A 12,549-nucleotide genomic window follows, 5' to 3' on the forward strand; every position below is an offset into this window, starting at 1 on the left:
TGGGTCGTTGCGCCGTTCCCCGCGCCCCTGCAGAGGCATCCGTCGTCCGGTCGGTGCGAGTGCGTCGTGGCTGGTCGCGCAGTTCCCCGCGCCCCTATAGGGGCATCCGTCGTCCGGTCGGTGCGAGTGCGTCGTGGCTGGTCGCGCAGTTCCCCGCGCCCCTGTAGAGGCATCCGTCGTCCGGTCGGTGCGAGTGCGTCGTGGGTCGTTGCGCCGTTCCCCGCGCCCCTGCTGGGGCGCGAGGTGTTCTGGGGTGGTCAGCGGCCTGTTTGGGTTTTGTAGCCTCTGCCCCACTGGAGGCCCCAGCCGTAGAGGCGGTCCAGTTCGCCCTGGAAGCCGTACACGAACTGCACCTCGCGGCGGACCAGTAGTTCCCCCTTGACGTTCTCTATCAGCACCACGGCGCAGGAGCGTGCCTGTGGGTGGCGTTCGTCCAGGCCTATCTCGATGCGGGGACCGTTGCTCGGGTAGAGCGTGACGATCGCGTGGGTGCGGTCGAAGGCCGGCGTCTGGTCGTAGATGTACACGAAGACCAGGAGCCGTTTGATGTTGTCCCGGTGGTCCAGGTTGATGTACATCGTCTCGCCGGACGCCGAACCGAACCGGTCGTCGCCGCTCAGCTTGACGTACGGCGGTGCGTTGACGTCCCCCAGGTAGCCGCCGAGGGGCTGTACGACGCCCTTGGTGCCGTCGCTCAGTTCGTACAGGCAGCCCAGGTCGAGGTCGACGTTGACCATGCTCTGCCCGTGTCCGAGGACCTCCGGGGGCTTGAGCGCCTTGAAGGGGTGCCGGAACAGGCTGGTGCGCAGCGCATCGCCCATGTCGGCCTCGCGCATCCGCCAGGTCAGATTGACGCGCAGATGCCCGGTGGCCGCGTCCTGCTTGGTCAGGGACACCTGCTGGTGCCGTTTGGTGAGCTGGATGGAGTTGGTGGCGGCGCTGCCCGAGTCGAACTCGGCCGCCCGCCCGCCCAGCAGTCCGTCGAAGAAGCCCATTCCCGCCCCCAGTACTCATGCCCGACGTGTGCGGGGCGGCCGAACGCGTCGACGGCCCCGCACAGAGCGTTCCTCACCGCCCGGGGTGTCACACCCCGGACGCGACCTCGGCCTTCTCGTCCGAGTCCGTGTCGCCTTCGGCCGCGGCCAGTGCGCGGTTGCGGCGGACGGAGGACCAGAAGGAGGCAGCGATCAGGATGACACCGACCAGGCCGGTGATGACCTCGTTGATCTGGAACTGGATGGTGACCAGGAGGAGCACGGCCAGGGCGCCGATCGCGTAGTGGGCGCCGTGTTCCAGATAGACATAGTCGTCCAGGGTGCCCTGGCGCACCAGGTAGACGGTCAGCGACCGGACGTACATCGCGCCGATGCCCAGACCCAGCGCCATCAGGACGATGTCGTTCGTGATGGCGAAGGCGCCGATCACACCGTCGAAGGAGAAGGACGCGTCCAGGACCTCAAGGTAGAGGAACATGAAGAACGCGGCCTTGCCGGCCAGGACGACCGCCGAACGCTTCTTGCCGGTGCGGGCGGCCTCCTCTTCCTCCTCCTGCTCCCGTTCCTCGTCTTCCTCCAGCCGGTCCTCGAAGAAGCCGGACAGGCCGCCGACGACCATGTACGTGATCAGACCGGCGATGCCGGAGATCAGGACGGTCTGCGCCTTGTCGGCGTGCGCGCCGCCGTGCTGGTGGGCGTGGGCGGCGAAGGTGAAGGAGGTGATGAGCAGGACGGCGAGCGCGATGCAGACCGACAGCATGTCGACCTTGCCGAGCTTGGCCAGCGGCCGCTCGATCCAGCGCAGCCACTGGACGTCCCGCTCCTCGAAGATGAAGTCAAGAAAGATCATCAACAGGAACATGCCACCGAAGGCGGCGATCGCCGGGTGGGCGTCGGTCACCAGTTGCTGGTAGTGGTCCTTGTTGTTGAGCGCGAGGTCGACGGCCTCGATGGGGCCCATCTTCGCGGTGATCGCGACGATCACGACCGGGAAGACCAGCCGCATGCCGAACACCGCGATGAGCACGCCGACCGTGAGGAAGATCTTCTGCCAGAAGGCATTCATCTTCTTCAGGACCCCGGCGTTGACCACCGCGTTGTCGAACGACAGCGAGATTTCGAGGATGGACAGGATCGCCACGATGCCGAATGCGGTCCACCCCCCGTACAGGACCGCGGCGACCAGGCCGAGCGCGGTGACCGCGAACGACCAGCCGAAGGTTTTGAGAAGCACTGGCTACCCCATCGTGTGTTGGGGGTCCCCACCCAGACGCAGTCTGAGGGAGATTTTCCCCCGCGCCGTACTCGGCTTTACGAAACGTTGACTCCGAAGTCTAGAGCGATACCCCGGAGCCCCGACGCGTACCCCTGTCCTACCGCGCGGAACTTCCATTCCCCCTGGTAGCGGTACAACTCACCGAAGATCATCGCGGTCTCGGTGGAGGCGTCCTCGCTGAGGTCGTAACGGGCGAGTTCCTGCCCGTCCGCCTGGTTGACGACCCGGATGAAGGCGTTGGAGACCTGCCCGAAGGTCTGGCTGCGCTCGTCCGCCATGTGGATCGAGACCGGGAAGACGATCTTGTCGCAGCCGGCCGGGACCTTCGGCAGGTCCACCAGGATGCTCTCGTCGTCGCCCTCGCCCTCACCGGTGAGGTTGTCACCGGTGTGCTCCACCGAGGCGTCCGGGCTCTTGAGGTTGTTGTAGAAGACGAACCACTCGTCGCCGAGGACCCGGCCGCCCTGGCACAGCAGCGCGCTGGCGTCCAGGTCGAAGTCGGCTCCGGTGGTGGAACGCGCGTCCCAGCCGAGCCCGATCATGACGTTGGTGAGGTTCGGTGCGGCCTTGGAGAGGGAGACATTGCCTCCCTTGGCGAGCGTGACGCCCATGTTGCTGGTCCTCCCCTGGGTGGAGCTTCTCCGGTTGTCCTGCGGGTCCGGCGCCGGCCCCGGACGGAGCGGCACCGGACACAGCGGTCACGTCTCAGACGTTGACGCCGAAGTCCTGTGCGATGCCGCGCAGGCCCGAGGCGTAGCCCTGGCCGATGGCGCGGAACTTCCACTCCGCGCCGTTCCGGTACAGCTCGCCGAAGACCATGGCGGTCTCCGTGGAGGCGTCCTCACTGAGGTCGTAACGGGCGATCTCCTGCTGGTTGGCCTGGTTGACGACGCGGATGAAGGCGTTGCGCACCTGGCCGAAGGACTGCTGGCGGGTCTCCGCGTCGTAGATCGACACCGGGAAGACGATCTTGTCGACGTCGGCCGGGACCGTCGCGAGGTCGACCTTGATGACCTCGTCGTCGCCCTCGCCCTCACCGGTGAGGTTGTCACCGGTGTGCTCGACGGAGCCGTCGGGGCTCTTGAGGTTGTTGAAGAACACGAAGTTCTGGTCGCTGCCGACCTTGCCCGCCGTGTTCAGCAGCAGCGCGCTCGCGTCGAGGTCGAAATCGGTGCCGGTGGTGGTGCGGACGTCCCAGCCCAGACCGACGAGGACCGCGGTCAGGCCCGGGGCCTCCTTGGTCAGTGATACGTTGCCGCCCTTGCTGAGGCTGACTCCCACGAGTCCTCCATGTGTGTCCGGGGGCGGGGAGCCCCGTGAGTCGTCGGATATCGGATCAACGACTCGATCCTAGTAATGGGTTCCCGCCCCCCGCAGGCCCTGGGACCGAAGAAACGAACGCGTGTCGGTCGCAGGGCACCGCGTCACAGGCTGCCGAGCGCCTGTACGTAGCCGTCGAGGTCACGCGCGTCCGGCAGGTCGTTGACGACGGTCCACCGCACGACGCCTTCCTTGTCGATGATGAAGGTGCCGCGGACGGCGCAGCCCTTGTCCTCGGCGAAGACGCCGTACGCGCGCGAGGTCTCGCCGTGCGGCCAGAAGTCGCTCAGCAGGGGGTACTCAAGGCCCTCCTGCTCGGCGAAGACCCGCAGGGTGTGGATGGAGTCGTTGGAGACGGCGAGCAGCTGCGTGTCGTCGTTGACGAACGTGGGCAGGTTGTCGCGCAGTTCGCACAGCTCACCGGTGCAGACACCGGTGAAGGCGAAGGGATAGAAGAGGAGCACCACGTTCTTCTGGCCGCGGAAGTCCGAGAGCTTCACGCCGCGGCCGTGGTTGTCCTTGAGTTCGAAGTCGGGCGCCTTGTCGCCGACCTGGATCGCCATCGTCCTGCATCCCTTCGGTGGGGGCTGTTCGGGTGAGACCACCCTACGCAGCGATCACCGGAGCCGATGCGGGCGGCCGGGCTGAGCCATGCGGCCCAGCCCGGCGGGAACGGGCCCGTCCGGCGATCGGGGACGGGCCGTTCAGGCCGCTGCGGGTGTACGGGGGATCAGTCCCCCGAGGACGGTCACCGCGGCGGCCGGCGTCACCTCTGGGAAGGTCACCTCTGGGAAAAGGTCACCGCTTCGACTTCGCGGCCTTCGGCGTCACCAGACGCGAGCCGCTCCAGTCCTTGCCCACGCTGACGCTCTTGGACGCGGACAGACCTGCGGTCGTCGCAGCCTCCGAGATGTCGCTCGGCTCCACGTAGCCGTCACGCCCGGTCTTCGGGGTCAGCAGCAGGATCGAACCGCCTTCTTCGATGTACGTGATGGCGTCCACCAGCACATCTGTCAGGTCGCCGTCGTCGTCGCGGAACCACAGCACCACGGCATCGGCCACGTCGTCGTAGTCCTCGTCGACGAGCTCGCTGCCGATCGTGTCCTCGATGGCCTCACGAAGCTCCTGTTCGGCGTCTTCGTCGTAGCCGATCTCCTGGACCACCTGTCCGGGCTGGAACCCCAGCCGGGCGGCAGGGTTCGTCCGCTCCTCCGCGTGGTCCGCGGTCGCGCTCACGGGTTGCCTCCTGATCATGTTTCGATGAATAACTCAGCCACGCGCGTGCGCGAAGCATTGGCCGTAGTCCACACGGGCGGGGCGGATCGCGCAAGTACCCGGCCGTCCAGACCGTCGAAACGGTGACGATCCCGACCGTGTCGTCGCAACTCCTGGCACCGTATCGCGCGACTGGCGGCCACACACCACACCCTATTGCCCGATTTGCCCCGTTCGAAATCCTCCGCGTATGCGTCTATCGAACAACTTTGTCAGCAACGATACGCCCTGGGCGTATCGCCGCGTTTCGACCGGAGAGCCCGTAACGCGAGGCGGGAGGGGCCTTACGGGGTTGCCGTATCGCCGCACGGCAGAGATGACGTACGTCGCCCCGAGGTACACGATGGGGAACGACGCAGAGACACACGGAGAAAGTAGCGAAAGCAGAAAAAACAGCCCTCTGACAGGTAAGGAACAGCGTGGCTTCCGGATCCGATCGCAATCCGATCATCATTGGCGGCCTGCCGAGTCAGGTTCCTGACTTCGACCCCGAGGAAACCCAGGAGTGGCTCGACTCCCTGGACGCCGCCGTCGACCAGCGCGGCCGTGAGCGGGCCCGCTACCTGATGCTCCGCCTGATCGAGCGGGCCCGCGAGAAGCGGGTGGCCGTGCCCGAGATGCGCAGCACGGACTACGTCAACACCATCGCGACCAAGGACGAGCCGTTCTTCCCGGGCAACGAGGAGATCGAGCGCAAGATCCTCAACGCGACCCGCTGGAACGCGGCCGTGATGGTCTCGCGCGCCCAGCGCCCCGGCATCGGCGTCGGCGGCCACATCGCCACCTTCGCCTCCTCCGCCTCCCTGTACGACGTGGGCTTCAACCACTTCTTCCGCGGCAAGGACGACGGCAGCGGCGGTGACCAGGTCTTCTTCCAGGGCCACGCCTCTCCTGGCATTTACGCGCGCGCGTACCTGCTCGACCGGCTCACCGACGCCCAGCTCGACGGCTTCCGCCAGGAGAAGTCGAAGTACCCCGACGGGCTGTCCAGCTATCCGCACCCGCGCTCCATGCCGGACTTCTGGGAGTTCCCCACGGTCTCCATGGGGCTCGGCCCGCTCGCCGCGATCTTCCAGGCCCGGATGAACCGCTACCTGGAGGCCCGCGGCATCGCGGACACCTCCGGGTCGCACGTGTGGGCCTTCCTCGGCGACGGCGAGATGGACGAGCCGGAGTCACTGGGCCAGCTGACCATCGCGGCCCGCGAGAGCCTGGACAACCTGACCTTCGTGGTGAACTGCAACCTCCAGCGGCTGGACGGGCCGGTGCGCGGCAACGGCAAGATCATCCAGGAGCTGGAGTCGGTCTTCCGGGGCGCCGGCTGGAACGTGATCAAGCTGGTCTGGGACCGCACCTGGGACCCGCTGCTCGCCCAGGACCGGGACGGCGTGCTGGTCAACAGGATGAACACCACGCCGGACGGCCAGTTCCAGACGTACGCCACCGAGTCCGGCGACTACATCCGGCGGCACTTCTTCGGCGACGACCACCGGCTGCGCGCGATGGTCGAGCACCTGACCGACGACCAGATCCTGCACCTGGGGCGCGGCGGTCACGACCACCGGAAGATCTTCGCGGCGTTCTCCGCGGCCAAGGCGCACAAGGGCCAGCCGACGGTGATCCTCGCCAAGACCATCAAGGGCTGGACGCTGGGCCCGAACTTCGAGGGCCGCAACGCCACCCACCAGATGAAGAAGCTCACGGTCGACGACCTGAAGCACTTCCGCGACCGGCTGCACCTGCCGATCTCCGACAAGGAACTGGAGTCCGGCCCGCCGCCGTACTACCACCCGGGCCGGGACTCGGCGGAGATGCAGTACATGCACGACCGGCGCAAGGGTCTCGGCGGCTACGTCCCGACCCGCGTCGTACGCTCCCGGCCGCTCGTGCTGCCGGACGACAAGACGTACGCGACCGTGAAGAAGGGCACCGGTCAGCAGTCCATCGCCACGACCATGGCGTTCGTACGACTGCTGAAGGACCTCATGCGGGACAAGGAGATCGGCCGCCGGTTCGTGCTGATCGCGCCGGACGAGTACCGCACGTTCGGCATGGACTCCTTCTTCCCGAGCGCGAAGATCTACAACCCGCTCGGCCAGCAGTACGAGTCGGTGGACCGGGACCTGCTCCTCGCCTACAAGGAGTCGCCGACCGGTCAGATGCTGCACGACGGCATCTCGGAGGCGGGCTGCACGGCGTCGCTGATCGCGGCGGGCTCGGCCTACGCGACCCATGGCGAGCCGCTGATCCCGGTCTACGTCTTCTACTCGATGTTCGGTTTCCAGCGCACCGGTGACCAGTTCTGGCAGATGGCCGACCAGCTGGCGCGCGGTTTCGTGCTGGGTGCGACCGCCGGGCGTACGACTCTGACCGGTGAGGGGCTCCAGCACGCGGACGGTCACTCCCAGCTGCTCGCCTCGACCAACCCGGCGTGCGTCGCCTACGACCCGGCGTACGGGTACGAGATCGCGCACATCGTGCAGGACGGGCTGCGCCGGATGTACGGCGGTGACGCCGAGCACCCGCACGGCGAGGACGTCTTCTACTACCTCACGGTCTACAACGAGCCCATCCAGCACCCGGCCGAACCGGCGAACGTGGACGTCGAGGGCATCCTCAAGGGCATCCACCGGCTCGGCGAGGGCACCTCGGGCTCGATCCCGGCGCAGATCATGGCCTCCGGTGTCGCGGTGCCGTGGGCGCTTGAGGCGCAGCGGCTGCTCGGCGAGGAATGGAACGTGCGGGCGGACGTCTGGTCGGCGACCTCCTGGAGCGAGCTGCGGCGGGAGGCCGTGGCGTGCGAGGAGCACAACCTGCTGCATCCGGAGGAGGAGCAGCGCACTCCGTACGTCACCCGGAAGCTGGGCGGGGCCGAGGGGCCGTTCGTGGCCGTGTCCGACTGGATGCGGGCAGTGCCGGACCAGATCGCGCGGTGGGTGCCCGGGACCTACCAGTCCCTGGGCGCGGACGGCTTCGGGTTCGCCGACACCCGGGGGGCGGCGCGGCGGTTCTTCCACATCGACGCGCAGTCGGTCGTGGTGGCGGTGCTGACGGAGTTGGCGCGGGAGGGCAAGGTCGACCGTTCGGTGCTGAAGCAGGCGGTTGATCGGTATCGGCTGTTGGAGGTGTCGCCGTAGGCCTCCGGCGGTTGGGCAGTGGTTCGGCCTCGGCCGGGTGGGGGTGGGGGTTGTTTGCGCCGTTCCCCGCGCCGCGCCCCTGGGGGGGGTGGCGAGTCGGGAACAGCCGGTTCCCGGGCGCGGCGGCGTGGGGGCTGGTCGCGCAGTTCCCCGCGCCCCTGGGGGGTGGCGAGCCACGGACGGTCAGATTTTCGGGCGCGGCCGAGTGGGGGTTGGCCGCGCAGTTCCCCGCGCCCCTGACGGGGTGGCGAGCCACGAAGGGCCGGCTTGCGGCCTCGGCAGCGTGGGGGCTGAGCGCGCAGTTCCCCGCGCCCCTGACGGGGGCGCGGGTGGGGTGGGGGGGCTGAAGGGTCACTGCGGGCGGTCGTGCCCCTTTTAGGGGCGCGGGGAACTGCGCGACCAGCCCCACACAGCCGCAACCGGAAAACCACCGCCACCGACCACCGCGCAGGCCCCACCAGGGGCGCGGGGAACTGCGCGACCAGCCCCACACAGCCGCAGCCGGAAAGCAACCGTCACAGATCACCGTGCAGCCCCCGGCACGGGGGCAACGCGCTGCCCCCCTCCAGCAGCGCGCCACCGCCCCCGTCGTCCCCCTATGCCCTGCGGAGGACTTGACCCACTGTGACCCGCGGCGCGCGTCGGGGCGAGGGATCTTCCGGGGAGTCACCCTGATAGGCGAACTCCCCGGAATCCGGCGTGCCGGACGGGTGGGCGCGGCGCGGGCTCAGATGTGGCCCATGCCCGCACCCGCCTCCGCGTTCTCGCCGCGCTTGGTCAAGAGCGCCACCAGGACGGCGACGACCGCGACGCCCGCGGCCACGAAACACGCCAGGCTCATGCCGGAGATGAACGTGTCGTGCGCAACGGTGGTGATCTTCGAAGCGATGGCCCCGGGCGTGCCCTTCGCCACCGGTGCCACCCCCACCTGCACCGCTTCGGACGCCTGCGCGAGCTGCGCCGACGTGAGCTTCGGCAGCCCCGCGCGCGTCCAGTTGCCCGCCAGGTCGCTGTCGACCTTGGACGCCATCACGGCACCCAGCACCGCCGTACCGAGGCTGCCGCCGATCTGCATCGCGGCCTGCTGGAGCCCGCCGGCCACGCCGGACAGCTCCATCGGGGCGTTGCCGACGATGACCTCGGTGGCGCCGACCATGACCGGGGCGAGGCCGAGGCCCAGCAGCGCGAACCAGAGCGACATCGCACCGCTGCCGGTACCCGCGTCCAGCGTCGACATGCCGTACATCGCGATGGCCGTGAGGGCCATGCCGCCCGCGAGCGGGACCCGGGGGCCCAGCTTGGTGATCATGGCGCCCGCCAGCGGAGAGCCGACGATCATCATGCCGGTGAGCGGAAGCAGGTGCAGACCGGCGTCGATCGGGCTCATGCCGTGCACGTTCTGCAGGTAGAACGTGACGAAGAACAGGCCGCCCATGAAGGCGATGGCCATGAGGACCATCAGCACCACACCGGCCGACAGCGCCACGGACCGGAACAGGCCGAGCGGGATCAGCGGTTCCTTGACCTTCGTCTCCCAGAAGGAGAAGGCGGCGAAGAGGAGGACCGAGCCGACGATGAAGCCCCACGTCTTGCCGTCGCCCCAGCCCCACGCCGGGGCCTTGATGAGCGCCCAGACGAGGCAGAACATCGCGCCGGACAGCAGCGCGATGCCGGGGATGTCGAAGGAGCGCGGGGCGTTGTCGGCGCGGTGGTTCCTGAGGATCAGCAGGCCGAGGACCAGGGCCAGGACGCCGACGGGCACATTGATGAAGAACACCGACTGCCAGTTGACGTGCTCGACCAGGACGCCGCCGAGGATCGGGCCGCCCGCGGTGGAGGCACCGATGACCATGCCCCAGATGCCGATCGCCATGTTGAGCTTCTCGGCCGGGAAGGTGGCCCGCAGCAGGCCGAGCGCGGCCGGCATCAGCAGCGCGCCGAACAGGCCCTGGAGGACGCGGAAGGTGACGACCAGTCCGATGCTGTCGGACAGGCCGATGGCGCCGGACGCGGCCGCGAAGCCGACGACGCCGATCAGGAAGGTCTGCCGGTGACCGAACCGGTCGCCGAGCTTGCCCGCGGTGATCAGGGAGACCGCGAGGGCGAGGAAGTAACCGTTGGTGATCCACTGGACCTGGGCGAAGGTCGCGCCGAGGTCCTTCTGGATGGCGGGGTTGGCGATGGCCACGATGGTGCCGTCGAGGGCCACCATCATGACCCCTACGGCGACGGTGATGAGCGTGAACCACGGGTGGCCGCGCAGGCCGGTGGCCGAAGCCGGGACGGACGGGTCGGCCGGAAGCCCGTCCGCTCTGCCCTCCGACCCCGTCGCGTCGATGGTGGTCTGACTAGTCATACCTTCGAGGCTAATGACAGCCTCTGACAATTGACAAACCAAATCACTCGCCGGTAACTGTCACGCCGATCACATATAGCTTGAACTGCAAGAACAGTTCGCTCAACCGGTGGAGGCCATCCGTGGAGACGCTGCGCGAGCGCAAGAAGCGCCGTACCCGGGACGCGCTGCTGCACGTCGCCCTCGACCTCTTCACCGCGCAGGGGTACGAGCAGACGACCGTCGACGAGATCGCCGACGCCGTAGAAGTGTCGCAGCGCACCTTCTTCCGCTACTTCCCCGGAAAGGAGGAGGCCGCCTTCGCCGTTCAGGCGATGGCCGAGGCCCATTTCATCCAGGCGGTACGGGAACGTCCGCCGCACGAGCCCCCGCTGGAGGCGCTGCGCCAGGCCATGCTGGAGGGCTGGGACACCGTGCACGAGGCCATCGGCTTCGTCGTCCCGGTCGAGACGTATCTGCGCATGTTCCGGGTGATCGAGTCGACGCCCGTGCTGCTCGCCGCCCATCTGCGCCGCTCGGTGGAGACGGAGGACACGCTGGCCCGGCTGCTCGCCGAGCGTGAGGGCGTGGACGTCGACACGGACCCGCGGCCGCGCCTCCTGGTGGCCGTGTTCGGCGCGGTCATGCGGTTGACGGGGCGCGTCTGGTCGATGGGCGACGACTTCAGCGTCGCGGCAATGCGCGATCTGACCAGGTGGTACCTGGATCAGGTGGGACCGGAACTGATCGGGAGCTGGCGGCAGGGCTGAGACTGCCGCCGTTCAGGGGACGCCGCCGACGGAAACCGCCCTACCGGACGCCGCGACGGGACCCGACCGGACACCGCGCCAAAAGACGCCGCGCCGGGTGACGCCGCCCGGAACCAGGTCACCGGCGTGTCCACCGGAACGGCCCCCACCGTGTCCGCCGAAGGGTGAGACCTGTCACTTGGTTACCGCGAGACCCTCTCGTTCTCCTAGTGTGTCCTCCCAGTGACTTCCTTCGACACCTCCCCGCAACTCAACGTCTGGCGCGCGCTGCTCGCGCTGGCCGTCGTGTTCGTGATGCTCGCGACCACCGGCTGGACCGCCCTGCGCAGCCACCGGGAGGCAAGCGCCCTACAGGTCTCCCTCTCGGCCTGGGAGCACGGCAGCCTGCACGGCCACCGGCTGCCCGACCCGAACGCGGCCCCCGCCGTGCTCACCCGGTTCTTCGCCTCGCTCGGCGCGCAGGAGCGCACCCACCTGGCGCACCGGTACCCGCTCGCGGTCGGCAACATGAACGGCGCCCCGGTCGACCTGCGCTACCGCGCCAACCACATCGCCCTCGACCAGGCGCGCAAGGTCGAGAAGAAACGCATGCACGACAGCAGGCTCACGCCCGACGGGCAGCAGCAGGCGGGCCGCCGCATGCACCGCTACGAGGCGCTGATGACCAAGGGCCGGCACATCCTCGCCTTCGACCCCGCGGGCTCGGGCCGGATCGCCGAGGTGTTCGGCAACCTGCGGACGGCCCAGCGGATCTCGGTCGTCGTCCCCGGCGTCGATACCGACGTGCTCACCTTCCAGAAGACGTACAGCCCGTACTCGGCGCCGGTCGGCATGGCCAAGGCCCTGTACGCGGCGGAGCGCGCGCAGAGCCCCGCCACCCGTACGGCCGTGATCGCCTGGGCCGACTACACCGCGCCGGGCGGCCTCGGCGTCGACGCGGCCACCGCGATGCGCGCCGAGGACGGCGCCGTCCGGCTGAACGCACTGCTGCGGGCGCTGCCCGGCGCCGCCCCGGTGGCGCTGTTCTGCCACAGCTACGGCTCCGTGGTCTGCGGGGTGGCCGCGCACGGCATGCCGCGCCGGGTGACCGACCTGGCGGTGGCGGGCAGCCCGGGCATGCGGGTCGCGAACGCCGCGCACCTGGGCACGAGCGCCCGGGTGTGGTCGATGCGGGACGCCGGCGACTGGATCCAGGACGTGCCGTATCTGGAGGTCGGCGGGCTGGGGCACGGGGCCGATCCGGTCTCCGCGGCGTTCGGCGCGCGGGTGCTGTCGGCGTGGGACGCCGAGGGGCACAGCGGCTATTTCGAACCGGGCACGGACAGCCTGCGCAACTTCGCGGACGTCGGGGTCGGCGCATACCGCTCGGTGACGTGCGCCCGCAGTGACGCCGGGTGCCAGGCGGGTTTGTCCGGCACGTCGAAGGTCGAACGCGCGTAGA

10 protein-coding genes are annotated in these 12,549 nt (G+C 68.8%); 3 read left to right on the plus strand and 7 right to left on the minus strand.

Annotated elements, in window-relative coordinates; all coding sequences use genetic code 11:
- Window positions 1-257: 257 nt before the first annotated feature.
- The 6 genes from ACFY2B_RS30375 to ACFY2B_RS30400 all read right to left on the minus strand — a co-directional run bounded on the left by ACFY2B_RS30375 (window position 258) and on the right by ACFY2B_RS30400 (window position 4,827).
- On the minus strand, window positions 258-995 hold the full coding sequence (locus tag ACFY2B_RS30375) for a Tellurium resistance (RefSeq protein ID WP_390766268.1): 738 nt from the start codon (window positions 993-995) through the stop codon (window positions 258-260).
- An 88-nt stretch (window positions 996-1,083) separates the two neighbouring features.
- Window positions 1,084-2,229, minus strand: coding sequence for a DUF475 domain-containing protein (locus ACFY2B_RS30380; protein ID WP_390766269.1), 1,146 nt, complete (start codon window positions 2,227-2,229; stop codon window positions 1,084-1,086).
- A gap of 77 nt (window positions 2,230-2,306) precedes the next feature.
- Complete coding sequence (locus ACFY2B_RS30385; RefSeq protein ID WP_390766270.1) at window positions 2,307-2,882, minus strand: TerD family protein; 576 nt, start codon at window positions 2,880-2,882, stop codon at window positions 2,307-2,309.
- A gap of 94 nt (window positions 2,883-2,976) precedes the next feature.
- Window positions 2,977-3,552: a TerD family protein gene (locus ACFY2B_RS30390; RefSeq protein WP_376525980.1), complete on the minus strand. Its 576-nt coding sequence runs from the start codon at window positions 3,550-3,552 to the stop codon at window positions 2,977-2,979.
- A gap of 143 nt (window positions 3,553-3,695) precedes the next feature.
- A complete protein-coding gene (locus tag ACFY2B_RS30395; protein WP_390766271.1) occupies window positions 3,696-4,154 on the minus strand; it encodes a peroxiredoxin in 459 nt (152 codons plus the stop codon).
- A 235-nt stretch (window positions 4,155-4,389) separates the two neighbouring features.
- A complete protein-coding gene (locus ACFY2B_RS30400) occupies window positions 4,390-4,827 on the minus strand; it encodes a DUF3052 domain-containing protein (protein ID WP_390766272.1) in 438 nt (145 codons plus the stop codon).
- Window positions 4,828-5,285: 458 nt separating this feature from the next.
- Here ACFY2B_RS30400 and aceE point away from each other — a divergent pair, with 458 nt between their 5' ends.
- Complete coding sequence (gene aceE, locus ACFY2B_RS30405; RefSeq protein WP_390766273.1) at window positions 5,286-8,003, plus strand: pyruvate dehydrogenase (acetyl-transferring), homodimeric type; 2,718 nt, start codon at window positions 5,286-5,288, stop codon at window positions 8,001-8,003.
- Window positions 8,004-8,730: 727 nt separating this feature from the next.
- Here the strand turns inward: aceE and ACFY2B_RS30410 are convergent.
- Entirely contained in the window at window positions 8,731-10,359 is a 1,629-nt protein-coding gene (locus ACFY2B_RS30410) for an MFS transporter (RefSeq protein ID WP_390766274.1), read from the minus strand.
- Window positions 10,360-10,481: 122 nt separating this feature from the next.
- Between ACFY2B_RS30410 and ACFY2B_RS30415 the strand changes: the two genes are divergently transcribed.
- Together ACFY2B_RS30415 and ACFY2B_RS30420 are read left to right on the plus strand one after the other, a co-directional pair.
- Entirely contained in the window at window positions 10,482-11,108 is a 627-nt protein-coding gene (locus tag ACFY2B_RS30415; protein WP_390766275.1) for a TetR/AcrR family transcriptional regulator, read from the plus strand.
- 222 nt (window positions 11,109-11,330) lie between these two features.
- Window positions 11,331-12,548 carry an alpha/beta hydrolase gene (locus ACFY2B_RS30420; protein WP_390766276.1) on the plus strand — a complete coding sequence of 406 codons (1,218 nt, stop codon included), beginning with the start codon at window positions 11,331-11,333 and terminating at the stop codon, window positions 12,546-12,548.
- The last annotated feature ends 1 nt before the right edge of the window (window position 12,549 follow it).

The organism is Streptomyces sp. NPDC001270, from assembly GCF_042896695.1.
In the GTDB taxonomy this organism is placed as follows: Bacteria; Actinomycetota; Actinomycetes; order Streptomycetales; family Streptomycetaceae; genus Streptomyces.

What these genes read in the sequence shown, in the direction of transcription:
- ACFY2B_RS30410 (WP_390766274.1), bottom strand. Translation starts at nt 10,359, where the DNA reads ATGACTAGTCAGACCACCATCGACGCGACGGGGTCGGAGGGCAGAGCG.
- ACFY2B_RS30395 (WP_390766271.1), bottom strand. Translation starts at nt 4,154, where the DNA reads ATGGCGATCCAGGTCGGCGACAAGGCGCCCGACTTCGAACTCAAGGAC.
- ACFY2B_RS30385 (WP_390766270.1), bottom strand. Translation starts at nt 2,882, where the DNA reads ATGGGCGTCACGCTCGCCAAGGGAGGCAATGTCTCCCTCTCCAAGGCC.
- ACFY2B_RS30375 (WP_390766268.1), bottom strand. Translation starts at nt 995, where the DNA reads ATGGGCTTCTTCGACGGACTGCTGGGCGGGCGGGCGGCCGAGTTCGAC.